Genomic DNA, 25,342 nt, shown 5'->3' on the forward strand with positions numbered 1-25,342 from the left:
CTTGCGCCAAAACAAGCTTTACGGCTTCTTCTCGCAATTCCGGTGTGTATGTCTTTTTCTGTTTCATTATTTCTCCTGATCGTTTATTTTAACAAACAAGAGTGTCCGAAAAAGTCAGGATACCTCAGTGTTCCTTTATTTTTCCAACCGTTCTGCCTTTTGGAGTATGGTGCAATTTGCGCAATGTGACAATCGTATGATGTGCGTCACTTGCCATGTCTTGATATTCTGGCTGAAGTGCCTGAACATTATTTTCAACAATATGTTTCACGTCGAAGCGAATGGTTCGCTCGACACTTTCGCCAATCGCTTTGGTGCGAACAGACCAGTTTTCGGCAAACCAACAAGCCGCACTCTTCATTCCCATTCCGAATTCTGATAAACCATTCCGGTCTATTGGCGGTTGAGCTGGACGAAATGCACGAGGAAAATCGGCTTTAAAAATTCCAGCAGCGTTATCCGACACGATGATCTCGCCAGGCCCATTCGTATCGATGTCGACATTGACAACGAGACCAAAATCGGCACCGTGCAGCGCTTTAAGCCGTGTTTCGTTAACTGCGAAGCTTTGCAGTGCATTGTCGACAAATTCAGCAATAGCAAACCAAGGTTCGTAGTTCAAGTGCTTGAGCACTGACAGCATAGTTACTTCGGGTCGAATTTCAATTTCCGCAGAGTCTTTATCTTGATCTTCAGTCGTCATGCCGCGGCTTCCATCTGACGTAATATGTGCCTACCAGTTTTTTCCCGAGCTTGCGCCACTTTTTCTGGAGAAACCCCGTTTAGCAGAGCCCTCGCTACGCGTTCGACAACACTTGAATTCACTGCATTTCCGAGCGCATGAAAGGCTTTCGTCGGTGTGTCCGGCAATTGTTTTAACCCATCTAAACTTTGCAGCTTCGCGCATTCTTTCGGGGTCATATATCGCTTCTCCCAAGCAATGATCGGCACCTGTGTATCCGTCATTGCAATAAGACTTGGAGCCGTAGTACGTCGCTTAACACGTACTCCTGATGCCCGAAATTGAAGAACATATTCCCAAATGTCGCGCTTCCCACCTTTTACGTTCCATTCGAGTTTCTGCAAACTTGATGGGAAACGGAGAACACTACTCATCCACGGGTCAATCCATTCTCTGTTATCAGCATAGAACTTCCGATTCTGTCGAATAAAATCCTTTTTCCACTTCGGAAACTTCAATTGTTCGGTTCGAGCGTGGCTAGGCAACGCGGCCCATCGTTCGTCAATACCTCTAATATGTCCAAGGACACATCCGTGGCTGCCTTTGTAGGTGAGTAGCCCATCGGCACCAAATTGCCTCCTCCTCGCATAGGGAGTCTCATCTTCAAACGGATACGTTGCGCCCCATTCCATCGACCACAGTGGGAACGATGGCAGTTCGGTTTGTTTCGGACAACTCGTCAAAAACGTATTCCAGACCTGAAGACAGTCGAGAACCTGCGGTGAAAGTTTTTTGGCGTCTGCTGGATGTTTATCCAATACTGTTGTGATCGATGTCTCAGCATCAGCCGTTATTGGCCAATTGAAATTTTCCGAAAATGGTTCACGCGAACCTATGATATAGACACGCTCCCGAATTTGCGGAATACCGAAATTATGCGGAGAGAATTTTGCTGCCTTAATGTGATAACCCAACCCTGCAAGACCCAATTCGTTTTGAATTTCCTCCCAAGTACGACCTTCATCATGTTTAAGGAGGTTAGGGACGTTTTCCAGAATAAAAAATTTTGGCTTCTTGAAATCGAGAATTGCGACAACATTAAAAAACAGATTCCCCTGCTCTGTGCATTCAAATCCGAGTTGCTCACCTGCCTTCGAAAACGGTTGGCATGGAAATCCCGCCGTTAGCACATCATGATCAGGAATATCTTCCGGCGCGACAAGGGTAATATCACCCTCTGGTCGAATGCCATGATTAACCTCATAAAGTGCGCGCAAGTGCTCCTGCAATTCCGCTGCGAAAACGCAAGTTCCGCCCAAGTTCTTTAACGCAAGATGAAAACCTCCCAGACCTGCAAAAAGGTCGGCAAATCGAAAGGATTCTAGTGGATGGCCAATTGCGGGGGAATTTGGCATTTTTGTGACTCACAATCAAAATGGCCGTGCTCCAAAAGTGAGCGCGCCGATACACGGCTATTAGACAATAGTGCTGGTTATTTGTACAGAAATATGTGTTGTTCTTAATGCAAAATGCATCTGATTTCCACATGTGCAAATTGCGGAGCTGTAGTCGGCCAATGCTATATTTTCCGTTCACTTTTCATTTGCTATGTTGCGACCGGGGCACTAACTTTGATCCCACACGTCAATTGTCAGCATTTAATATGGTGGACACGCGGCAATTTTACCGCGGTCGATCACGACATTGCCGGTCCAATTTCCCGGCAGAACATAACCATCACCGATGACCGTCAATCCATCGTGTATGGGTATCCCGTCAGCAATCAGCGGAAGAACGTCGCGGGAAATCGCCACATAGCGATTAGGGTAACGTCTTCTGTTATGCCATAGCAGTTTGTTGCCAGATATAAATCCACACTTATCAGGTGTGATAGTGGTCGTTAGTTCAGCCACACGACGCAAACACTAGACGTGAAAAAGGCCAACCTCGTCGGTTGACCTTCATTTTTGTTTAGTGATCAGCCGGATAAAGGCACAAAAAATTTCAATACTTCTACTCTGATTTCACTTTACGTGCCGTCCAATAAATTATTTCACTATCTGTGACAATACTTTTTCACTTACTTGACACAGTTTTCACTTTCCATGATACCCGACAAACATCAAACATCAATATTCCCCGCCCTCAACGCATTCGATTCAATAAACGCCCGGCGTGGTTCTACGTCGTCGCCCATCAATGTCGTAAAGATCTGGTCGGCGGCAATCGCGTCTTCGATCTGTACTTTGAGCAGGCGGCGGACTGTGGGGTCCATGGTGGTTTCCCAGAGTTGGCTTGGGTTCATTTCGCCCAGACCTTTGTAGCGTTGTTTGCTGACGCCGCGTTCGGCTTCGTCGCGTAGCCAGAGCATGGCTTGGTGGAAGTCGTGGACGGCGATTTCCTTGGCTTTTTCGCCTTCGCCACGGCGGATGAAGGCGCCTTCTGTGAGCAGGCCTTTGAAGGTGGTGGCGGCGTTTTCCAGTACCTGGTAATCGGCACCGTCAACAAAGTCGGCATCGATGCTGCTGACCTTGATGTTGCCGTGGTACAGGCGTTCTATGCGCAGGCTGAAGGCGCCTGAGAGTTCGTCGCTGCGTACTACTGCTTTGACTGCATTATCACCGATGGCGGCGGTCAGGGCGATGGCGGATGCTTCTGCGTTTTCTGCGTTATCCAGTTTCAGCGTGACGCCGGTCATGATGGCGGTGAGGGCAGCGCGGTCGATGACGCGGGTCAGGCGCATCATGATGGCGTTGGCCAGGTTGTACTGGCGTACCAGTTCGCCCAGGGCTTCGCCAGTGATAGGAGCTGCGCCTGTACCTGGTGTGAGGGATGCGCCGGTCAGGGCCACGGTCATCATGTAGGTGGCTTCTTCTGCATCATCTTTGAGGTAGCGTTCATCACGGCCTGCCTTGACTTTGTAGAGTGGTGGCTGGGCGATGTAGATGTGGCCGCGTTCTACCAGTTGTGGCATCTGGCGATAGAACAGGGTCAGCAGCAGAGTGCGGATGTGGGCGCCGTCAACGTCGGCATCGGTCATGATGATGATGCGGTGGTAGCGCAGTTTGTCGGCATTGAATTCGTCAGGGCCTATGCTGGTGCCGAGGGTGGCGATCAGAGTGGTGATCTGCTCACTGGACAGCATTTTTTCAAAGCGGGCTTTTTCTACGTTGAGTACTTTACCGCGCAGTGGCAAGATAGCCTGGAACTTGCGGTCGCGGCCTTGCTTGGCTGATCCACCCGCAGAGTCACCTTCGACGATGTAGAGTTCGCACAGGGCGGGGTCTTTTTCCTGGCAGTCTGCCAGTTTGGAGGACAGGCCCAGGCCGTCCATGACGCCTTTGCGGCGCGTCAGTTCGCGGGCTTTGCGGGCTGCTTCACGGGCGCGGGATGCCTCGACGATTTTGCCGCAAATGATTTTGGCGTCGTTTGGTCGTTCTTGCAAAAAGTCAGACAGGGTCTTGGCGACAATTTCTTCTACCGGGCCACGTACTTCACTGGAGACGAGTTTGTCTTTGGTCTGGGAGCTGAACTTTGGTTCTGGTACTTTGACGGACAAGACGCATGTCAGGCCTTCGCGCATATCGTCGCCGGTAACTTCGACCTTGGCTTTTTTGGCGTATTCGTGTTCTTCAATATACTTGTTGATGACGCGTGTCATCGCGGCGCGCAGACCGGTCAGGTGGGTGCCACCGTCGCGCTGCGGGATGTTATTGGTGAAGCACAATACCTGTTCATTGTAAGCGTCGTTCCATTGCATGGAGACGTCAACAGTGATGGTGGTGTTCTGGTCAGACTGACGTTCGCCAGTCGCCTGGAATATCGTTGGGTTGAGTATGCTTTTGTTTTTGTTGATGTATTCAACAAAGCCACGGGTGCCGCCTTCAAAGGCAAACAATTCTTCTTTGCCGGTGCGGTGGTCGTTGAGTTTGATGCGTACGCCATTATTCAGGAAGGACAATTCGCGTATGCGCTTGGCCAGGATTTCATAATGGAATTCTACGTGGGTAAAAATTTCTTCATCTGCCCAGAAGTGGACTTCGGTGCCGCGCTTGTCGGTGTCACCGAGGACTTTGATGGGGGATGTAACAACACCATCAACGGTTTCGAGTTCGCGGTTTTGCGGTACGCCACGGACGAATTCCATCGCATACATTTTGCCATCGCGGCGGATAGTCAGCTTCAGCAACTTGGACAGGCCATTCACGCAGGACACACCCACGCCATGCAGACCGCCGGATACCTTGTAGGAGTTTTGATCGAACTTACCGCCGGCATGCAGCTCAGTCATGACGATTTCTGCGGCGCTGCGTTTGGGGTCGTGCTTGTCATCCCATTTGATGCCGGTAGGGATGCCGCGACCATTGTCAGTGATGGAGATGGAGTTGTCGCTATGGATGGTGACATTGATCTCGGTACAGTGACCTGCGAGGGATTCATCAATGGAGTTATCCAGCACTTCAAAGACCAGGTGATGCAGACCGGTGCCGTCCGAAGTGTCACCGATGTACATGCCGGGGCGCTTGCGCACGGCTTCCAGGCCTTCCAGAATCTGGATTGAAGACGCGCCGTATTGATTGGGCTGCGCTGGAGTGTTGTCTTGGGTGTTATCGGACATGGCTACCTTCTAAAAAAACGAACTGTTTTGGACAATTGTGTAAATCGCCCAATGTGAAACATATTCAGGGACTGCTTTGTCATTCTGGTACAGGCTGGATTCAGTGTCTTGGGTGTTGATGCATCAGGGCATAACGACTAACGACACTGGATTCCCGCCTGCGCGGGAATGACGGTAATGAGATTGCCGTGAATTTAGCGCATTGCTTTCACGGCAATTCAGCAAATAAAAAACTATATCCGCATCGGCATGACGACATATTTGAAGTCGGTGTTGTCGGGGATAGTGATCAGTGCGGATGAATTGGAGTCGCCCAAAGAAACCGATATCTGGTCGCATTTGAGGTTATTCAATACATCGAGCAGATAGCTGACGTTGAAGCCGATATCGACGCTGTCGCCACCGTAGTCGATTTCGATTTCTTCTATCGCTTCTTCCTGGTCGGCATTGGTCGATAGTATCTGCATGAGGCCAGGGGTGATGACGCAACGTACGCCCTTGAACTTGTCAGACGTCATGATCGCGGCACGCTGCAATGAACGCAGCAATTGCTCACGGCCCAGAGTGAAGCTATTTTTATAGCCTTTGGGGATGACGCGGTTAAAGTCAGGGAACTTACCTTCGACCAGTTTGGAGATCAGTTCGATATCGGCAAAAGTCAGTTTGACCTGGTTGTTGGCGATGTCGATCTGTACCGGGTCTTCTTTGTCTTCCAGCAGGCGCTGCATCTCTATGATGGTCTTGCGCGGGATGATGACTTCGTGACGTGGGAACTCTTGCTCGACTTCGACCTGGCAAAATGCCAGACGGTGACCATCAGTTGCCACGGCGATGACGTTCTTGCCATCGACGACCAGCAGCAAGCCATTCAGGTAATAACGAATGTCTTGTTGCGCCATCGAGAAATGCACCATGTTGAACAGGTGCTTCAGGGTTTTTTGTGGCAGGTTGACGCTGGCATTGAAATGCTCGGCCTGGGCAACGGTAGGAAATTCTTCTGCCGCCAAGGTTTGCAGGGAGAAGCGTGACTTGCCTGACTGCACGCTCATCTTTTTGTTTTCAAGCTTGAGGACCACATCATTGTCATCTGGCAGGGCACGCAAAATATCCAGCAATTTGCGGGCCGCAACTGTCGTGGCTATGCTGTCGCCGCCAGAACCTATGGCTGCCTTGGTCGTGATCTGCACTTCTATGTCGGTCGATAGGAACGACACCTGTTCACCGTCTTTGCGAATGAGGATATTGGCCAGAATCGGCAATGTATGCCGACGCTCGACAATACCACTCACAATTTGCAAAGGCCGGAGCAGGGTGTCCCGGTGGGTTTTAACCAATTGCATTTGAATATCCTCACTTTGTATGGTGACAAGGAACTTAACTATTTCTTGCTGCTTTTATAGATTGCTTCACATATTTACTGCGGTCTTGCTTGTTACTTTGGTGCGCACGGCGCACCCTACAAACTTGTTCGTCGCTCTGGGCAAACGGTTCTTGCTCAGATGGATCCCAGCCTTCGCTGGGATGACGTTAATACTTTTCTTGTTGCTTTAAACAGCTGATGCTTCAATACGATCCGTATCCTCAAAATCGTCATTCCAGCGCAGGCTGGAATCCAGGGGCGTTCGTTGCTTACGCATATCGCTGATTCCAGAGCAAAACCCTTGCCAACCCGTAGGGTGCGCCGTGCGCACCGTTTTAGCTGGCATTACTACCGTGGTGCGCATGGCGCACCCTACAACATTTCTTACCTGCAACTGGACACAAACCCCTCCCAATTGCACATCCTACAACATCCAGCCCATCAACCCTTGAGCGTTTGCTCTAATACATGCAACTCATGATTGCATTCGGGGTTTTTGGTGCGGTCTGCGGTGATCTTGCGGACTGCGTGCAAGACCGTGGTGTGGTCGCGGCCGCCGAAGAGTTCGCCGATTTCTGGCAGGCTCTTTTGAGTCAATTCCTTGGCCAGGTACATCGCAATCTGGCGCGGTCTGGCGATATTGGCCGGACGTTTTTTTGAATACATGTCGGCGACTTTGATGTTGAAAAAGTCGGCCACGGTCTTCTGTATATTTTCTACGGAAATCTGGCGGTTCTGCACCGACAGCAAATCCTTCAGGGCTTCTTTGACCACGTCGATGGTGATTTCTTTGCCATGGAAGCGGGAGTAAGCCAAAATCTTGCGCAATGCACCTTCCAGTTCACGCACGTTGGAGCGCAAATGCTTGGCGACGAAGAAGGCGACGTCGTCGGAAATATTCACGCCTTCTGAATGGGCTTTCTTGAGCAGAATCGCCACGCGCATTTCCAGCTCTGGCGGTTCAATCGCAACCGTCAGGCCAGAGTCAAAACGTGAAATCAGGCGGTCATCCATGCCTGTGATTTCTTTGGGATAAGTATCACTGGTGATGATGATTTGTTTCTTGGCGGCGATCAGGGCTTCAAAGGCGTAAAAGAATTCTTCTTGCGTGCGGCTCTTGCCACCAAAGAATTGAATATCATCGATCAGCAACAAATCCAGTGAATGATAATAGCGCTTGAACTCATCAAAACCCTTGCGCTGGTAAGCGGTCACTACGTCGCGTACATATTGTTCAGCGTGGATATAGCGTATCTTGGCGTTCGGATTATCAACCAGGATCTGGTTGCCGATGGCGTGGATCAAGTGAGTCTTACCGAGACCTACGCCGCCATATAAGAATAGTGGGTTATACGATACGCCAGGGTTATTTGCCACCTGGATGGCTGCGGCGCGCGCCAGCTGGTTGGCCTTACCGGTGACGAAGCTGTCAAAAGTCAGGTCAGAATTAATACGGCTTTGTTCGCGGCGTGGGGATACTTCTGGCGCAGCAGGTTCAGACATCATTTCTGGCACGCTGCCCTGGGCATCGAGGTCGGCATTCAAGCCTTGCGGGCGTGGCGCGGCCGCTGCTGCAGGAGCAGTTTTTCTGTTACCACGTGGGTCAAGCACGAACTGCACTTCGACATCTTCATCCCAGTACTGGTTAGCCAGGTCGGTGATGCGGTTGGCGAACTGGGCCTTGACCCAGTCGAGCTTGAAACGGTTGGGCGCAGCGATACGCAGCTTGCCGTTTTCAAAGTCAAGCGGTACTAGCGGTTTGATCCAGGCGCTATATTGCTGTGGTGGAAGCTCTTGCTCAAGTTGGGAAGAACAGGCCTGCCAGAAATTTTCCATGTATGACTTTAATTATTAAATGCAAATGCGCGGTGCCGAATTAAATTCTACCCTGGCGATATTTAGTAAGTATTTAGTAAAAATTACTAAGAGGCTGGTAGCCCTATCGCTTGGTAAGTTGTCTGAAAGACATAAAACGGTGCCGCGCTAATCCGCTATTTTAACCCCGCTTGACCGAGTTATCCACAGGTTTGGGTTTAAATTTATTCTTTGCATTGCACCAATGGATGTGCCCTGATTGATTAAAATTTGCGCTAAGTGATTGACACGCAAAGCAAAAATGGTGTCTAATTCAGGGTTCCCTACCCCTCTTTTATTGGTGCGGCTTTAATTATCGGTTTTTTGATGGATTGATGCGCAACACCATGAGCAGCGGTTTTGGGGCAGTAAAGGCGAAAGGCCTGACGAAAATGTGCAAGCCGAAGTCGCACCCAAGACAGCCTTTATCCGTAATTCCGATTTTTTTTATTGCTCAATTAGCGAGACCAACATGAAACGTACTTACCAACCTTCCGTCGTTCGCCGCAAGCGCACTCACGGTTTCCGCGCACGCATGGCAACCCGCGGTGGCCGCGCTGTTCTGAACGCACGTCGCGCCAAAGGCCGTAAACGCCTGGCAGCTTGATTATCAGTTCGTTGATCTGCGCAGCCTTGCTGAATTCGCATGATCAATAATATAACTGAGCCAGTTCAGGCAGGTGCAGGCGGCGCAGATTTTGCCCGCGTTAGGCGCATCGTTAAAACGGATGAGTTTTCATCCGTTTTTCGTTTGCGCCCCGTGCAAAAGACGGCGCATTTTGTGCTTTATACCAGAACCAATGATTTGCCGCATGCCCGTCTGGGTGTGGTGGCTGCCAAGCGTTTTGCGCCACGTGCCGTGACGCGCAATACGATCAAGCGTGTCACCCGCGAGATTTTTCGCCATTCAGCCTTGCTGAATGTGGATTGCATCGTGCGGCTGTCCCGCCCTGTTAACAGCAAGGCGGGGCCGGCGACGACCGCCCAGCTCAAGCGTGAGCTCAGGGCGGAAATCTTGCGTCTGTTTGCGGCACCGGCTTGCGCGCCTGTTAGTCATAAGCCACCTGCAAGTAGTACATAAGCGAACTTAGGGCATTTAAGATGAAAACCCTGCTGCTCCTGTTGCTCAGATTTTATAAACTGGCAATTAGTCCTATGTTGGGGCAGAACTGTCGTTTTTATCCGAGTTGCTCTGAATATGCGGCAGAGGCTATCAAAATACACGGTGCTGCCAAGGGTAGCCTGCTGGCAGGCAAACGCTTGTGCAAATGCCATCCCTGGCACCCCGGTGGCGTGGATAACGTGCCGCCCGCTAGTGAAAAATCGCAAACCGCCCCCACATCTGCCCAGTGCTGCCATGATGGCAAGCACAATGGACATTCTTCTCCCCTTTCCTGACATACACAAATGGATATCAAACGTACCGTCCTGTGGGTAATTTTCTCTTTCGCGCTGATCATGCTCTGGAATGGTTGGGGCGTGTATAGCGGCAAGCCGTCTATCTTTGCCCCGCCACCACCGAAAGTGGCCAGTGCTTCTGCATCTGCTAACGCGTCTGCAAGTGCATCAAGCGCAGCGGGTAGCGCCAGTGCCGTGGCTGGTGCTACGGCGACAGCAGGGACAGATGCTGCCCCTGTCATCAAGAGCGAAACCATCACTATTACTACTGATGTCATCAAGGCAGATATTGATACCATCGGTGGTGAACTCAAAAAGCTGGAATTGCTGAAGCATAAAGATGGCACAGACCATACAAAAAACATGGTTCTGTTCGATAACTCGGCCAAACGTACTTATCTGGCACAGACTGGTTTGCTGGGTGGCCCTTTCCCTAACCACAAATCTGGCTTCATCGCCAAGCCAGGCGTTCGTACCCTGGAAGGTGGTAACCAGGTGCAACTGGTGCTGGAAGCTGAGCAAGGTGGCGTCAAGCTGACCAAGACTTATACTTTCAAAAAAGGTGAATACCTGATCGATGTTCGTCATGATGTGACTAACACTGGTACAGCGGCAATCAAACCTTCTTTGTATTTGCAGTTGCTGCATGACGGCACCAAGCCTGAAAGTGGCGGCATGTTCTCTGGCAGCGGTGAATTCTATGCGCCAGCTGTATATACAGAAGCAGAAAAATTCCAGAAACTGGATTTTGAAAAGATCGCCAAGGGTACTGACGGCCATGCCAAAGAATCAGACAATGGCTGGGTAGCAATGCTGCAACATTTCTTTGTGTCTTCTTTCATCCCGCAAGACAAGGTCAAGCGTGAAATTTTCACCAAGAAGGTCGATACCAATCTGTATGCAGTCGGTAATGTCTTGCCTATGGGCACGGTTGCACCAGGCGCAACCGTCAGCATGAATGCGCACCTGTATTCGGGCCCACAAGAATCTGCGAAGCTGGAAGCCATCGCCCCAGGCTTTGAACTGGTCAAGGATTATGGTGTATTGACACTGATTGCCAAACCACTGTTCTGGGTCATGGAACAAATCCACAAAATGCTGGGTAACTGGGGTTGGACTATCGTGGTCTTCACGATTGCCATCAAACTGGCTTTGTTCCCGCTGTCGGCTGCCGGTTATCGCAGCATGGCAAAAATGAAGGTCGTCACACCGAAGATGCAGGCTGTGCGTGAGCGTTTCAAAAACGATCCGCAAAAAATGAACCAGGCCATGATGGAGTTGTACAAAACCGAGAAGATCAATCCTCTCGGCGGCTGCTTCCCTATCCTGATCCAGATGCCTATCTTTTTGGCGCTGTACTGGGTCTTGCAAGCCAGCGTCGAAATGCGCGGCGCACCATGGGTGGGCTGGATTACTGACCTGACTTCTCCTGATCCTTGGTATATTTTGCCTGTGGTGTATGCGATTTCCATGTTCATCACGACCAAACTGAACCCGGCCCCGGCTGATCCTGTGCAGGCGAAGATGATGATGTTCATGCCATTGGCATTCTCGGTCATGTTCTTCTTCTTCCCATCTGGTTTGGTATTGTATTGGGTAGTCAACAATATCTTGTCGATTGCACAGCAATGGGTCATCAACAATAAATTGATACCGCCAGAGCATAAGGCTTAAGCGTCAAGATTGAGCAAATGAGAAAGCCCGCAAGTTTGCTTGCGGGCTTTTTGTTTTTGCAAAGATATGCTCCAACGCAGGTTGGGCTAATGCGTAGGTTGGGCTACGGGGTATCAGCCCAACACTGGGCCTCAACAAACGTATACGTCATTTAGATGCCCAGTGTCGGGCAGGAACACGAAGGTAAACGTTATTAAGCGCTGAGTGTTGGGCTGATGAAGCGTAGCCCAACCTACGAGAACAGGTATTTTTGACATACGCCCTGTCGCATTTCCGTCACAAACCCAAAGACTAATTTGCACTCATAGTGTGCAAGCACAGATAGAATTTCAACATGATCTACGAACCCATTCCCATCGCTGCCATTGCCACTGCCCCCGGACGTGGTGGCATAGGTGTCGTGCGCATTTCCGGCAAGGACCTTGCGCCTGTCGTCACTGCCTTGTTTGGCACTACCCAATTCAAGCCGCGGCATGCCAGTTACCTGCCGTTTACCCAGGCGGATGGCACGGTAATCGACCAGGGCATCGCGATTTATTTCAAGGCGCCGCATTCTTATACCGGTGAAGATGTGCTGGAGCTGCAAGGCCATGGCGGCCCGGTCGTTATGCAAATGCTGTTGTCACGCTGCCTGGAAGCGGGCAAGGATGCAGGTTTGCGGCTGGCAGAACCAGGCGAATTCACCCAGCGCGCCTTTTTGAATGACAAGCTGGACCTGGCGCAGGCTGAAGCCGTGTCTGATCTGATCGAGGCATCGACCGAGGCGGCAGCCAAATCGGCATCGCAATCGCTGTCCGGCGCTTTTTCCAAAGTCATTCATGCCCTGGTAGAAAAAGTCGTGCACTTGCGTATGCTGGTGGAGGCGACGCTGGATTTTCCGGAAGAAGAAATCGACTTCCTCGAAAAATCGAATGCCCGCGGCCAGTTGGCGACCATACAAACTGCCTTGCAAAAAGTGTTTGAGCAGGCAGCCCAGGGTGCCTTGTTGCGCGCTGGTTTGAATGTGGTACTGGCTGGCCAACCTAACGTTGGCAAATCATCGTTGCTGAATGTGCTGGCAGGCGATGATGTCGCCATCGTCACGCCTATCGCTGGCACGACCCGCGACAAGGTGACCGAGACGATTCACATTGAAGGCATCCCCCTTAACATCATCGACACTGCCGGCATACGCCACGAGCATGATGAACCCGAAGAAGGTCAGGTCGCCAATGCCATTGATACGGTAGAACGCATAGGTATAGAACGCACCTGGGCAGAAGTGGAAAAAGCCGATGTCATCCTGCATCTGCTCGATGCCAGCCGTGGCCCTACCCGCGCTGACGATGCCATTGTCGCCCGCTTCCCGGATGGCGTACCAGTCATACGCATCTGGAACAAAATAGATTTGTCCGGCCACCATGCCAGCGTCGATGAAATGTCGGATGCTACCCATATTTATCTGTCTGCACATGAGCACATAGGCATAGATTTGCTGCGCAAGGAATTGCTGCGTATCGCAGGCTGGGAGCAAACCGGTGAATCGCTGTACCTGGCACGCGAACGCCATTTGATCGCCCTCAAGCATGCGCATGAACACTTGCAAAACGCGGCAGAGTATGCAGCGCAAAATGATCAGTCGCTAGATTTGTTTGCAGAGGAACTGCGTCTGACACAAGACCGCCTGAACAGCATCACCGGTGAATTTACGTCTGATGATTTGCTCGGTGTGATTTTCTCGCGATTCTGTATAGGTAAATAAGAAATAGGGCAGGTAGGACGGACAGCCTGCCCATCATTTATACCGCCATGGCAGCTAGCAGGCGTGGCCGTAAATCATCCACCAGCCGTTTGCGGCTGCAACGCGGATATTCTGCTGGCGAAAACCACATCGCAGTTTCTGCAAAAGCATCGACTACAGACAGTAATTCTTTTGCTTCGACAGAAGTAAAATTTTCCTTGTTGCCATTGCCAGTAAGATGGGAAAGTTTTTCCTGCAAAATCTCTTTGCGCACTATCGCTGAGACAGAAACAGGATGGGCGACACAAAGACCAAAAGTGCCCAGCAAAAAATGCTGCCATGAAAATTCTGCGCGTTGCATGAGGCCAGAAACTACAGGCTGGTCGTCGGCAGTAAAACAATCATCCAGACGCCATGCGCTGTGATGCATGTCGGTCAATCCATCAATGAAATCTCTGATGAAATTTTCTTTCAGGATAGCTGGTGCGGCGTTTAGATCATACTCTTCGATAAGCTGTAATGCCAGCATATACCAGCTTACATTGGCCGGATGAAAATAAGCGCCAGCGCTGGTATTAACTGCATCCATTTCACCAAAAACAGCAGACAGGATTTTTGCATTGTCCGTGACGACATAGGATGGTGCAGCCAGTAGCTGTGCCTGTATCAGTGCATCAATATCAGCCTCTGAGCATAGGCAGGCAGCAGCAAACTGTGCTTTGTTCAGGTAGTGTTTTTTCAGGTAAAGATCAAGCGCTGACATGGTGAGTTCCTGATGAGTTTGATTAGCCATGCACCTGGCGGCTGTCTGCCGGTGCCTGTTCACGTTCAAGCAAACCATAGTCGCGCACTACCGATGCGATGCGCAGACGATAGCCTGCAAAGATGTGGCCACGTCCTTGCGACTGCGCCGCCCGGTGCTCTTCGGTATTACGCCAGTTGGCGACTGCTGCTTCATCGCGCCAGAATGACAGGGACAAAATCTTGCCGGGATCAACCAGGCTCTGGAAACGTTCTATGGAAATAAAGCCATCCATCTCACGCAGCAAGGGCGCAAGACCTGCAGCGATATCCAGGTATTCCTGCTTGTTTTCTGCGTGTGGTATGACTTCAAAAATTACAGCAATCATGTGTTCTCCTGGTTTTGTATATTGTGCGTGAATACCGGGATGCGGCCATTCAGTGAAGGCCGGTATGTCCAGCGCAGTGCAGAGAAATCAAATGCAGGCATGTTCATCAAGTGATGCAGGCAACTGGTTGTGATTTGTTCTGCAATGTGCTGACCAGGGCAGGCGTGGCGACCGTGGCCAAAGGTGAAAACTTTTCTGTCTGGCCTGCTCAGTTGCAAGGCATCAGGATCAGGATTGACTTCCGCATCTCGATTGGCAGCCGCCAGCAAGACGACGATGACATCGCCCGCGTGCAAAGTCTGACCGCCAATTTCGCAAGGCTGAGTGACGAAGCGTCTGCTGTTTTGTACTGATGCATGATGACGGGCGACTTCTGCTACCAGTTCACGCAATTTTTGTGGCAACTCGGCACTACCGTCACGCATGATCTGTAGTGTGTCAGGATGAGTTTGCAGAGCAACGAGACTATTGCCAGCCAGGCCAGCAGTGGCTTCATAAGTTTGCGACAGCAAGCCTATGAGGTTGGACAAGATGCCGTCAGCATGCTGCCAGCCACATAGCTCAGCTTCGCTTTGCAGACCTGTCAAAAATCCATAAGGTTTGGCCTGACTGTCTTGCAGCAGTTGGCGGAAGCTGGCTTGCAAAGACTTGGCTGCCACATGTGCCGCATCAATTTGTTCTGTCGTACTCAAGGGAGAAAGGCAGCGCACGAAATCTGCCATCCAGTTTGCCAGTGCGGGCAAGGCATCTTCTTCAAATCCCAATACACTGCCCATGACATGAACGGGTAAATTGAACAGATATTGCGTCAGCCCGTTTCCTGTCCTTACATCATATTTGCTCGTGAGTTGAGCAGCATGCTGCTGTGTATATGCAGCGATGCCAGACAAGTCCAGCTTGCGCAGTGAGCTTTGTATAACTTGCTTGGGTACCGCATGTGCCTGGCCCTCATTCATGCGTACCAGATATGAAAATACTTCTCCTGCTGAACCGCCCGCAATATTGCGCGGCACGGGTTCTGCAACCGGCCTGACTGCGCAAGCGGAGGATTCCAGCACTTGCTGCACGACAGTGGCACGGCTGGCAATCCAGCATTTGAGTTCAGTATCAAAAACTAGAGCTGGCCCTGCACGCAGGCTGGCGTAATACGGGTAAGGATCTGGGTGGCAAGCGGCGTTCAGGATAGAGATTTTATGTGTCATGGCAGGCTTGATGCTAAGTTTGGTGGCTAAGTAATGAAATGCAGTATAGGACTTGTTTGCATTGAACAATTCGCTTACCATCAAACTATGAATGCAGAAAATTCCACCAATATAGAATACGCAGATACCCAATTAGCCAAGCTGGCCGGGGCCATTGCCGAACCTGCGCGCTCGCGCATGCTGTGCAGCCTGATGGATGGGCGCGCCCGTACCAGTACCGAGCTGGCTGTTGTGGCCGAAGTCAGCCCCTCCACTGCCAGTGTGCACTTGAGCAAACTGCTGGAACAGCATCTGGTGAATGTAGTGGCGCAGGGTAAGCACCGCTATTACCAGCTTGCCAGTAATGAAGTGGCGATTGCACTGGAATCGCTGTTGTTGATCGCCGGTTTGCCCAAGTCACGCTTTGTCCCGAATACACCAGACCGCCTGCGCAAGGCACGTACCTGCTATGACCATATGGCGGGCGAGGTAGCAGTGGGTGTGCATGATTACCTGATGCAGCAAGCCTGGATCAGGCCGGTGGACGGTGAAGAAACCGCTTATGAATTGACAACAGCAGGCAGCAAGGGCCTGGAAGAACTGGGGCTGGATATCGCCACTACCCGCAAGGCAAGGAGGCGTTTTGCCTGTTCCTGCCTGGACTGGAGTGAGCGCACACCTCATCTGGGTGGCGCTTTGGGTGCGGCTTTATTGAATTTGCTGCTGAACCGCGCCTGGCTGGAACGTGACCTGGATAGCCGGGCACTGGCACTGACCAGCAAGGGCAAACGTGAATTTCAAAAAGTGTTTGCCATAAAAACTTGAGGCTGGAAGCCTGAGCTTCGCTTATTTGGTTTACTCGGCTTATTCTTTTGTACCCAGCTTGATCTTGGCAAGGCGGTCTATGATCGCAGGCTTCAACTTGCGAAAGTACACCAGGTCTATCGCAAACATGGAAATCAGGGCCAGACCCACAGTCAGCACGCAACTGATCCATATCGAGTCCGGAGCAGCGATACGGTTGGACAGATAAACAGCCGCAAATATTGTCAGGCCTGTCAGGAATTCACGCCAGAATGGCTTGCGTGTCTTGAATGTTTTCTGCGCTGCCAGCAATACCAGCTCAGGGTAGTGCTTGGGCGCAACATCCTTTAATTCAGGTACGGCCAGTAATAAGGCATCAGTGCTGAAATTGTGCATGATTATCCATCCTTTGTTCACCTGATATCAGGTCTCACAGATTATTATCGGCTTCAATATCAACTTAGTCCACGGTCAAAATGTAAAACATTTACCACTGGCATCTTTAAAGCACCATTTTTCCCTGCGGGTATTGTCTGCGTATGCCACCGAACTTTGTTTTGCCATCAAATCTGGTCGCAAATAACATAAGCAAACTTCAAAATCTTATAAAGATGGGAATAATAAGCGGGTTTGCCTATGGTAAGGTATGTGCAAACTGTTTTCACTATATGCATCATGTGTCAATTACTAGGAATGAACTGCAATACCCCAACTGATATAGTCTTCAGTTTTACCGGGTTTGCAACACGCGGCGGTTTGACGGACGAGCACAAGGACGGCTGGGGTATCGCTTTCTTTGAGGGCAGCGGCGTACGCCTGTTTGTTGATCATCAGTCAGCCGTGGAATCACCCGTGGCTGAGCTCATCAAGCGCTATCCCATCAAATCCAAGAACGTCATCGCCCACATCCGCAAAGCCACGCAGGGCCAGGTCAGCCTGGAAAACTGTCACCCCTTTGTGCGTGAATGCTGGGGGCGTTACTGGGTTTTTGCCCATAATGGCGATTTGAAGGAATTTGCACCTGTGCTCGATGGCAGCTTCCAGCCGGTTGGCAATACGGACAGTGAGCGGGCATTCTGTTATTTGCTGCAACGCATGCGCCGCCATTTTGGTGAGCAATTGCCATCGGTGCAACAACTGGCGCTATTCATGCATGAGATCACTGCAGAGATTGCGACTTATGGCACCTTCAACATGATGCTGTCGAATGGCGAAGCACTGTTCACCCATTGTTCCACCAAGCTGTACTACATCGTGCGCCAGCATCCTTTCAGGACTGCAGCATTGACGGATGAAGACGTGGCCGTGGATTTTTCGCAAGTCACCACCCCTGCCGACAAGGTCGCCATCATCGTCACCGAACCCCTGACCACGAATGAAAGCTGGACCCAATGTGAGTCTGGCCAGATGCTGGTGTTTATTGATGGTGATGTCTTGCCTTTGACAATGCCGAAGGCCGCAGCATGAACCAGCGTTTGATGGACCAGCTCGACACCAATCTCTTGCGCGTCTTGCATACCCTGTTGACCGAGCGCAGCGTCACCCGTACCGCGATGAAGCTGGGGCAATCACAACCAGCCATCAGCAATATGTTGAAACGCCTGCGCGAGATCACAGGCGACGCCATCCTGGTACGCGGTAAGAATGGCATGACAGCAACCGAGCGTGGTGAAGAACTCTTGCTGCTGGCACGCCAGGGTTTGAATGTGCTGGAAAGCATCGCCAGCCCGGCACCGGCTTTCATGCCCGCCTCAAGCCAGCGAATATTCCAGCTCGGAGCACCGGATTACCTTAGCGCTCTGCTGATCCCGCTCATTATTGAAAAACTGCGCGAACAAGCTCCCAATGCTGGCCTGACCGTACATGCGCTGAATGCCGGTTTTGATTATGCCGCCGGTCTCGAAAGTGGCGAACTCGATTGCGTCATCGGCAACTGGCCAGACTTGCCACCGCACCTGCATCTGGCGCAATTGTTTGAAGATGAAGTAGTGTGCATGGTGAATCGCAAACACCCGGTTGTCAGCAAGGGTCTGTCGATTAAATATTATCTGGAAATGGCGCATCTGGCCCCCACGCCTTATATGATGGGCCACCGCAGCATCATCGACAGCGCACTCGCAGAGCAGGGGCTGAAGCGCAAGATACAGATGACCATCCCCTACTTTGGCATGGTCCCTTACGTACTCTCACGCACCGACCTCATCTTCACCACCAGCCGCAGCTTCGCCGTGCAATGCGCGAGGGACTGGCCGATAGAAGTCTTACCCATGCCAATTACCGTACCCAAGATGAAGTTCTTCATGCTCTGGCATGAACGCGCGCATGCGGCGGCCGAAGTGCAGTGGTTACGAAGGATAGTGGCGGAGGCTTCTGCTAAGGTGATGGTGTAGGTAGGATGGTTGGCAGGATTGTAGGTTGGGCTACGGGGTATCAGCCCAACACTGGGCCTTTGCAAACGTATATGTTATTTAAATGCCGAGTGTTGGGCTGGTAAACTGTAGCCTAGCGAGGCCCGGCCCAACCTACGAGAAACTCAATCTACGGAAAATTCGTAGCGCAATCATCTAGAGACACAGAGAAAAACTCCTGTCTTTCTCTGTGGTGTAGCAGGGAATTCGAGCGGCACGTGCCGCTCGCCTGCGTAACAAAGGCATCTTGCAAGATGCCTTTCCTCCCTCCGTGTCTTTGTGTTGAGAGGTCTTACTTAAATCAACCCGGCACTTTCCCCTCCACACCTTCCACATAAAACTTGATGTCATGCAGGAACTTGTCATCCGCTACGGCATCCTTGCCCAACACTTCCTTACCGGTATTGTCCTTGATAGGCCCCTTCCAGATCGGGCCTGTGCCGTCAATGACGCCCTGGCGTTTGTCGGCGATGAGTTTTTTGACTTCGTCTGACAGGCTGGCGTTGAAGGCTTTCAGGTCTATCATGTTTTCTTTGAGACCCCACCAGGTGGTGTCTGATTTCCAAGTTTTGTTGAGCACTTCATCGACGCGCTTGGTGTAGTACACACCCCAGTCGATGACGGATGCTGCCAGGTGGGCTTTGGCGCCGAACTTGCTCATGTCGCTGTCCCAACCAAAGGCATATGCGCCTTTTTCTTCGGCGGTTTGCACGACCGCGGCAGAGTCAGTGTTTTGCATGAGTACATCAACGCCCTGACCTATCAGGGTAGTGGCGGCTTCGCGTTCCTTGCCTGGATCAAACCATTTATTGACCCAGACTACCTTGGTGGTGGCCTTGGGATTCACAGAACGTGCACCGAGGGTGAAGGAATTGATATTGCGCAGCACTTCAGGGATAGGCAGGGAGGCAACCACACCGAGTTTGCCAGACTTGCTCATCTTGCCGGCAGCGATACCAGCGAGGTAGGCGCCTTCATAAGTGCGCACATCATATTGCGCAAGATTTTCAGCAGTTTTATAGCCGGTGGCGTGTTCAAACTTCACATCTGGAAAGTCCTTGGCGACCTTGAACATGGCTTCCATATAGCCAAAGGTGGTGCCGAAGATGACCTTGTTACCCTGAGTTGCCAGGTCGCGGAAGACGCGTTCTGCATCGGCAGCACTTTCAGGAATGCTTTCAACAAAACTGGTTTTGACCTTGTCGCCAAACTTGGCCTCAACAGCCTTGCGGCCTGCATCGTGGGCATAAGTCCAACCTGCGTCACCGACCGGGCCTACATAGACGAAAGCGACTTTCAGAGGTTCTGCCACAGCAGGTGCGGCAGCGGTGCTGGCTGGTGCAGGCGCTGCTGCGCTGGCGCTGGCGGATTTGTTTTCTTCTTTCTGGCCACAACCAGCAAGACCGACAATAGCCAGGGACAGCGCGGCTGCCAGGGTTTTTCTGCGGGTAATTTTCATGGGTAGCTTCCTTCGTCTGATTTTCAGTTGTAATCAAAAAACGCACAGCAAATGACATCTCTATCAATACTTAAGCAGACCCCAGGCGGAAAGGCTTGCCCAAGGAGGCTGGCATGTTCAGGCGTATCCAGTCAGGGTTACGCGAGATCAGCACCAGCACGATAATCGTTGCCAGGTAGGGCAGCATGGATAAAATTTCCGATGGGATGGCGATGCCTATCGCCTGGAAATGGAACTGCAAAATCGTCACGCTGCCGAACAGTAAAGCACCCAGCAAGACCCGTGCCGGACGCCAGGTGGCAAAGGTCGTCAGCGCCAGTGCGATCCAGCCGCGACCGGCGACCAGGCCTTCTACCCACATCGGTGTATACACGACAGACAGGTAAGCACCGGCGATACCGCAGCAAGCTCCGCTGAACAGCAACGCCAGATAACGTATCTTGCGCACGGGGTAACCCAGTGCATGGGCAGATTCTGGTGATTCCCCAACCGCCTTCAGGACCAGACCAGCGCGGCTGCGTTGCAGAAACCAGATGATGCCCGCACACAGTAAAAGGCCAAAATACACCGCCAGATGCTGATCAAAAAAGGCTTTGCCGAGGAAAGGGATGTCCGATAAAAAGGCGACGCCATGTGGCCCGGCAGGCAATGACTGGCCGACAAATGACTGTCCTATGAAGGCCGACAGGCCGGTACCAAAGATGGATAAGGCCAGGCCCGTTGCCACCTGGTTGGTTACCAGCACCAGTGCCAGCCAGGCAAACAGGGTTGCCATCAACATGCCGGCGACGGCACCGGCGACAAAACCCAGCCAGGGCATATGGGTCTGGTGGGCCACGGCAAAACCGGTGATGGCGGCGACCAGCATCATGCCCTCGGCACCAAGATTGAGCACGCCTGCACGTTCATTGATCAGCAAACCCAGAGCGGCGATCAGTAAGGGTGTGCCAGAGTTGATGGAGGCGGCGATCAGGGCAGCAAAATTTTCCATGATTATTTATTTCTGCCAGCGCAGGCGGTAATTGATCAGGGTGTCGCAAGCCAGCAGCAAAAACAGCAGCATGCCCTGGAACAGGCCAGTGATGGCAGAAGGCAGGCCCAGGCGCGATTGCGCCATCTCACCACCGAGGTAAAACAGCGACAGCACCAGGCCACCAAAGATGGTACCTATTGGGTTCAGACGACCAATGAAGGCGACGATGATGGCAGCAAACCCATAGCCGGGCGAGATCGAAGGCAAGACCTGGCCTATGGGCCCGGCCACTTCAAATGCACCTGCCATGCCAGCGAAACCGCCAGATATCAGCAAGGATGTCCACAAGGCGCGGCGGCTGGAGAAACCCGCATAACGGGCTGCCAGCGGTGCCAGCCCGCCTACCGTCAGGCGGTAACCAGCAAAGCTGCGATACACAAACACTGCCATCAGGCCACTGGCGACCAGCATGACAATAAAACCTATATGCAGGCGGCTACCCGAGAACAGGTGGGGCAACAGATAATCGCTGGAAAACACCTTGGACTGCGGAAAGTTCATGCCATGCGGGTCTTTCAGCGGGCCATTAACTGCATACATCAGCAGCAATTGCGCGATATAGGTCAGCATTAGCGACACCAGAATCTCATTGGCATTGAAGCGGTCACGCAACAAGGCGGTGATGGATGCCCACAAGGCTCCGCCGACTACACCTGCACAGGTTGCGAGCAACAAAACCATGCCGCCCGACAAACCTGGCGTCCCGGTATCAAAAAACAAGATGGTGCTGCCCGCGGCCAGGCCCCCGGCGATCAACTGCCCCTCGGCACCGATGTTCCAGACATTGGCACGGTAACAGACTGACAGCCCCAGCGCGCACAAGACCAGCGGCGTGGTCTTCAATAATAATTCGGCGATGGCAGTCTTGCTGCTTATCGGTTCTATCAAAAAGACCTGCAGTCCAGTCAGAGGGTTTTTGCCCAGTGCCATGAATAACAGGGCACCCAAAAAGATCGTCAGCAGCAAGGCCAGCACAGGAGAAAGGTAGGCCATGCTGCGCGAACTGGCGGCACGCAATTCCAGCTTAAGCATGCTCACCCCGCTCGTTGCTGTATGGTTTCTTTTTGCGGCTGCCACCGCCACCGGTTTTACCGAGCGACACCGTTTCTGCCGTTGTCCATTCTTCCCACAAACCACTCATCCACAATCCTATCTTTTCCCTGGTCGCGCTGGCTGTTGCTATCGATGGCGACAAACGGCCCTTGGCGATCACATGCATGCGGTCACATAATTCAAACAATTCATCCAATTCTTCCGAGATCACCAACACCGCGCAACCCGCCTGCTTGAGCTTGCGTATCTCATCATGGATTTGCGCTGCCGCGCCCACATCGACGCCCCAGGTTGGCTGGGCGACGATGAAGACATCGGGCTGGCGTGTGATTTCACGACCCACAATAAACTTTTGCAGATTACCACCCGACAGGCTGCGTGCCAGTGCTGCAGGCCCGCCCGCCTTGACGCGGAAGCGGGTGATGATATCTGCCGTAGCCTGTATCGTATGGCGAAAATTGATCATGCCCTTGTTGACGAAGGGTGCATGCTGGTGTGACAGCAGCATATTGGAAGTCAGGCTCATCTCAGGTACTGCACCACGGCCCAGGCGCTCTTCCGGCACCAGGCTTTGCCCCAGCTTGCGCCTGCTCTCAGGGCCACGGTTGCCGACTGGCTTGCCTTTGAGTTGTATCATCAGCGGCGCTGCGCGCCTGTCTTCGCCAGACAAGGCGGCCAGCAATTCTTGCTGGCCATTGCCGGATACCCCGGCGATGCCAACAATTTCACCACCAAATAATTCCAGTTGTATGTCTTCAAGCGCCGTGGCAAACGCATGTGCCTTGGGCAGGCTCAATTGCCTGATGCGCAAGCGCGATTCACCCAGGGTCACTGGCTCAGTATGGGCAGATGGCGGTAAGTCCTCACCTATCATCATGCGCGACAGGCTGGCGGCAGTTTCCTGCGCCGGGTCGCAATGCCCGGTAACCTTACCCGCACGCATGACGGTAGCGCTATGACAGAGCTCACGGATTTCATCGAGCTTGTGGCTGATATACAGGATGCTGCAACCCTCAGCGGCAATCTTGCGCAGGGTGACAAACAGTTTTTGTACGGCTTGCGGCGTCAATACCGAGGTTGGTTCATCAAGTATCAGCAATTGCGGTTTGGTCAGCAGAGCGCGCACGATTTCCACGCGCTGCCTTTCACCGACTGACAAGGTATGTACATGGCGGTGTGGTTCCAGCTCCAGGCCATAGTTTTCGCCGGTCTTGGCGATCTGCTCGGCCAGTTCCAGCATATTCACATGCTGGTCCAGACCGAGGGCGATGTTCTCGGTAACGGTCAGGGTATCAAATAAAGAAAAATGCTGGAACACCATGGCGATGCCCAGCTTGCGCGCATCTTGCGGTGTCGCCACCCTGACTTCCTGGCCGTTCCAGTGCACCGTGCCTGAATCTGGCTTGACGGCACCAAAGATGATTTTCATCAACGTCGATTTGCCTGCACCATTTTCACCGAGTACCGCATGGATTTCACCCGGTGCCACCTGCAGATTGACGCCATCATTGGCAACCACCGCCGGATAGCGTTTGCAGATGTTGTTCAGTTCCAGCCTGGGTACTATGGGCGCATCAGCAGAAGTCACTTTGACCTTTCCATCCGGTATTCAAGATTCTAGAGTAGGGAGTAAGCCTGTTGCTGTACATCACGGCAACAACATGGCGGACATACGCCTGACATTATAAGTGGCGGCGGCGCACAATTTCAAAATCTATCTGTCATTTAGTACAAGATGGAATTTGTTTGCCCGATATCAAATTGGAAGAAATCATTTAAATTTTTCATGTGGCTGTTTTGCGTTGTTTTCCAGCATCAGCAAAAAATGTATGCGCGCTTGCCTGCAAACCTGCATACAAAATTTTGCCAATGCACAGGTTTCAGGCAAATGTATGGTGGTTATGGTGGTGCCAAATGTAAGATTAGCCGACTAAGTATAGAATAGCCCTTAATAATCAAACCTTTACAGCATTTCTTTGCGTATGGATAAACCAGCCACCTTCCGTGACGACGCCCACTTCTGGCGCAGCCCGCTGCTGCCGGATGCTGAGTTGCTGACGGCTGAATACTTCGCGCAAGAGTTTGCCCCACACTGGCACGAAGGCTTTTCCATCCCCGTCATACAGTCAGGCGCACAAACCTACCGCTATCGCGGCAGCCGTTGCCTGGCCTCGGTTGGTTGCATCGCTGCCATCAATCCCGGCGAAGTGCATACTGGCGAGAGAGCAACCGAGCATGGCTGGGCTTACCGCGCCTTTTACCCATCGGTAGAGTGGATGCAGCAACTCGCCAGCGACATGGCAGGCAGCGCAGTCGGTGTCCCGTGGTTGCCGGATGGCGTAATCGAGGATGCCGAAGTCTCTGCCCAACTGGCCTTTGCACATCGCCTGCTGGAAGCCGGTAGCGATCCGCTCGCTGCCGAAAACGCCCTGACCGCAGGTTTTGCCCTGATGCTGTCGCGCTACGCCCGCAGCCGTCCGACTGTACAAGCTATCTTACCTGATGCCGCCAGAGTAGAAATGATGAAATCCCGGCTAAGCGAAGACCTCAGTGCTGCGATCAGCCTGACTGAGCTGGCGCAAGAGGTAGGCCTGTCATCCTTTTACGCCGCTCGTTTGTTCTCCCGCACGACAGGTATGCCACCGCATGCCTGGCGCAATCAACTGCGACTGAACCGTGCGCAGAGTCTGCTGCGGCAGAATTTGTCGGTGACTGAGATTGCGACGATGACAGGGTTTGCGGACCAGAGTCATTTCACGCGGCATTTCAAGAGGGCGTTTGGGATTGCACCGGGGAAGTGGCGGGTTTGAGTGGATTTTGACGGTCCGACCTGCCGTGTATTAAGAGGCTGTTGCGAAATTAAAACGACTGAAAAAAAGTGCTGTTAACTTTTCATGAATAGTGTTAACTTTCTATCTTGTTTTGTCAGGGTGGAGAGCGATGCCAAAAGAACTGATAGATGACCAAC

Annotated in this window: 23 protein-coding genes; 9 read left to right on the forward strand and 14 right to left on the reverse strand. The window is 52.1% G+C overall.

The annotated features are described in order from the left end of the window. Positions 1-124: 124 nt before the first annotated feature. From ACO0LL_RS29485 to dnaA, 6 genes are all read right to left on the reverse strand, one after another. On the reverse strand, positions 125-703 hold the full coding sequence (locus tag ACO0LL_RS29485) for an ATP-binding protein (RefSeq protein WP_422954393.1): 579 nt from the start codon (positions 701-703) through the stop codon (positions 125-127). Further along, complete coding sequence (locus tag ACO0LL_RS29490) at positions 700-2,097, reverse strand: DNA cytosine methyltransferase (protein ID WP_422954394.1); 1,398 nt, start codon at positions 2,095-2,097, stop codon at positions 700-702. The genes ACO0LL_RS29485 and ACO0LL_RS29490 overlap by 4 nt, the downstream gene beginning before the upstream one ends. A 707-nt stretch (positions 2,098-2,804) precedes the next feature. Beyond that, positions 2,805-5,300: a DNA topoisomerase (ATP-hydrolyzing) subunit B gene (gyrB, locus tag ACO0LL_RS29495; RefSeq protein WP_422954395.1), complete on the reverse strand. Its 2,496-nt coding sequence runs from the start codon at positions 5,298-5,300 to the stop codon at positions 2,805-2,807. A 233-nt stretch (positions 5,301-5,533) separates the two neighbouring features. Further along, on the reverse strand, positions 5,534-6,640 hold the full coding sequence (gene dnaN / locus ACO0LL_RS29500) for a DNA polymerase III subunit beta (protein ID WP_110254682.1): 1,107 nt from the start codon (positions 6,638-6,640) through the stop codon (positions 5,534-5,536). A 207-nt stretch (positions 6,641-6,847) separates the two neighbouring features. After that, a complete protein-coding gene (locus tag ACO0LL_RS29505; protein ID WP_422954396.1) occupies positions 6,848-7,024 on the reverse strand; it encodes a hypothetical protein in 177 nt (58 codons plus the stop codon). A 77-nt stretch (positions 7,025-7,101) separates the two neighbouring features. Next, positions 7,102-8,496 carry a chromosomal replication initiator protein DnaA gene (gene dnaA / locus ACO0LL_RS29510; protein ID WP_422954397.1) on the reverse strand — a complete coding sequence of 465 codons (1,395 nt, stop codon included), beginning with the start codon at positions 8,494-8,496 and terminating at the stop codon, positions 7,102-7,104. A 490-nt stretch (positions 8,497-8,986) separates the two neighbouring features. Between dnaA and rpmH the strand changes: the two genes are divergently transcribed. The 5 genes from rpmH (at position 8,987) to mnmE (ending at position 13,327) form a co-directional block, all read left to right on the forward strand. Next, a complete protein-coding gene (gene rpmH / locus ACO0LL_RS29515) occupies positions 8,987-9,121 on the forward strand; it encodes a 50S ribosomal protein L34 (protein ID WP_061535510.1) in 135 nt (44 codons plus the stop codon). A gap of 39 nt (positions 9,122-9,160) precedes the next feature. Then, complete coding sequence (gene rnpA, locus ACO0LL_RS29520) at positions 9,161-9,595, forward strand: ribonuclease P protein component (RefSeq protein WP_162061698.1); 435 nt, start codon at positions 9,161-9,163, stop codon at positions 9,593-9,595. 20 nt (positions 9,596-9,615) lie between these two features. Beyond that, positions 9,616-9,912 carry a membrane protein insertion efficiency factor YidD gene (gene yidD / locus ACO0LL_RS29525; protein WP_422954398.1) on the forward strand — a complete coding sequence of 99 codons (297 nt, stop codon included), beginning with the start codon at positions 9,616-9,618 and terminating at the stop codon, positions 9,910-9,912. 9 nt (positions 9,913-9,921) lie between these two features. After that, positions 9,922-11,586 (forward strand): membrane protein insertase YidC, encoded by a 1,665-nt coding sequence (yidC, locus tag ACO0LL_RS29530; protein WP_422954399.1) that lies wholly within the window; start codon positions 9,922-9,924, stop codon positions 11,584-11,586. Positions 11,587-11,920: 334 nt separating this feature from the next. Next, positions 11,921-13,327, forward strand: coding sequence for a tRNA uridine-5-carboxymethylaminomethyl(34) synthesis GTPase MnmE (mnmE, locus tag ACO0LL_RS29535; protein WP_422954400.1), 1,407 nt, complete (start codon positions 11,921-11,923; stop codon positions 13,325-13,327). 37 nt (positions 13,328-13,364) lie between these two features. Here mnmE and ACO0LL_RS29540 read toward each other — a convergent pair whose 3' ends face one another. The 3 genes from ACO0LL_RS29540 to ACO0LL_RS29550 are packed head-to-tail and all read right to left on the reverse strand — an operon-like array spanning position 13,365 to position 15,638. Beyond that, the gene (locus ACO0LL_RS29540) at positions 13,365-14,099 is read right to left on the reverse strand and encodes a DUF6058 family natural product biosynthesis protein (RefSeq protein WP_422954401.1); all 735 of its coding nucleotides are present in this window, start codon (positions 14,097-14,099) and stop codon (positions 13,365-13,367) included. Next, positions 14,092-14,436, reverse strand: coding sequence for an antibiotic biosynthesis monooxygenase family protein (locus tag ACO0LL_RS29545; protein WP_422954402.1), 345 nt, complete (start codon positions 14,434-14,436; stop codon positions 14,092-14,094). Before ACO0LL_RS29545 ends, ACO0LL_RS29540 begins: the two co-directional genes overlap by 8 nt. Continuing rightward, positions 14,433-15,638 carry a cytochrome P450 gene (locus ACO0LL_RS29550; RefSeq protein WP_422954403.1) on the reverse strand — a complete coding sequence of 402 codons (1,206 nt, stop codon included), beginning with the start codon at positions 15,636-15,638 and terminating at the stop codon, positions 14,433-14,435. Before ACO0LL_RS29550 ends, ACO0LL_RS29545 begins: the two co-directional genes overlap by 4 nt. A gap of 87 nt (positions 15,639-15,725) precedes the next feature. On the opposite strand from ACO0LL_RS29550, the gene ACO0LL_RS29555 reads away from it, so the two are divergent. Next, positions 15,726-16,442, forward strand: coding sequence for an ArsR/SmtB family transcription factor (locus tag ACO0LL_RS29555; protein ID WP_422954404.1), 717 nt, complete (start codon positions 15,726-15,728; stop codon positions 16,440-16,442). Positions 16,443-16,481: 39 nt separating this feature from the next. On the opposite strand, the gene ACO0LL_RS29560 is transcribed toward ACO0LL_RS29555, so the two are convergent. Further along, a complete protein-coding gene (locus ACO0LL_RS29560) occupies positions 16,482-16,817 on the reverse strand; it encodes a hypothetical protein (RefSeq protein ID WP_422954405.1) in 336 nt (111 codons plus the stop codon). Positions 16,818-17,096: 279 nt separating this feature from the next. On the opposite strand from ACO0LL_RS29560, the gene ACO0LL_RS29565 reads away from it, so the two are divergent. Together ACO0LL_RS29565 and ACO0LL_RS29570 are read left to right on the forward strand one after the other, a co-directional pair. Continuing rightward, positions 17,097-17,888: a class II glutamine amidotransferase gene (locus ACO0LL_RS29565; RefSeq protein ID WP_422954407.1), complete on the forward strand. Its 792-nt coding sequence runs from the start codon at positions 17,097-17,099 to the stop codon at positions 17,886-17,888. After that, positions 17,885-18,811, forward strand: coding sequence for a LysR family transcriptional regulator (locus tag ACO0LL_RS29570; protein ID WP_422954408.1), 927 nt, complete (start codon positions 17,885-17,887; stop codon positions 18,809-18,811). The genes ACO0LL_RS29565 and ACO0LL_RS29570 overlap by 4 nt, the downstream gene beginning before the upstream one ends. Before the next feature lie 319 nt (positions 18,812-19,130). Here ACO0LL_RS29570 and ACO0LL_RS29575 read toward each other — a convergent pair whose 3' ends face one another. The 4 genes from ACO0LL_RS29575 to ACO0LL_RS29590 form a co-directional block, all read right to left on the reverse strand. Further along, positions 19,131-20,288 carry a BMP family ABC transporter substrate-binding protein gene (locus tag ACO0LL_RS29575; RefSeq protein WP_422954409.1) on the reverse strand — a complete coding sequence of 386 codons (1,158 nt, stop codon included), beginning with the start codon at positions 20,286-20,288 and terminating at the stop codon, positions 19,131-19,133. Positions 20,289-20,358: 70 nt separating this feature from the next. After that, positions 20,359-21,279 (reverse strand): ABC transporter permease, encoded by a 921-nt coding sequence (locus tag ACO0LL_RS29580; RefSeq protein WP_422954410.1) that lies wholly within the window; start codon positions 21,277-21,279, stop codon positions 20,359-20,361. A gap of 6 nt (positions 21,280-21,285) precedes the next feature. Continuing rightward, positions 21,286-22,353, reverse strand: coding sequence for an ABC transporter permease (locus tag ACO0LL_RS29585; protein ID WP_422954411.1), 1,068 nt, complete (start codon positions 22,351-22,353; stop codon positions 21,286-21,288). Beyond that, positions 22,346-23,962, reverse strand: coding sequence for an ABC transporter ATP-binding protein (locus tag ACO0LL_RS29590; protein WP_422954412.1), 1,617 nt, complete (start codon positions 23,960-23,962; stop codon positions 22,346-22,348). Before ACO0LL_RS29590 ends, ACO0LL_RS29585 begins: the two co-directional genes overlap by 8 nt. A gap of 394 nt (positions 23,963-24,356) precedes the next feature. Here ACO0LL_RS29590 and ACO0LL_RS29595 point away from each other — a divergent pair, with 394 nt between their 5' ends. Beyond that, a complete protein-coding gene (locus tag ACO0LL_RS29595) occupies positions 24,357-25,184 on the forward strand; it encodes an AraC family transcriptional regulator (RefSeq protein WP_422954413.1) in 828 nt (275 codons plus the stop codon). Positions 25,185-25,342 lie beyond the last annotated feature (158 nt).

The sequence above is a fragment of the Undibacterium sp. TC4M20W genome (assembly GCF_049340245.1).
Lineage (GTDB): Bacteria > Pseudomonadota > Gammaproteobacteria > Burkholderiales > Burkholderiaceae_D > Undibacterium.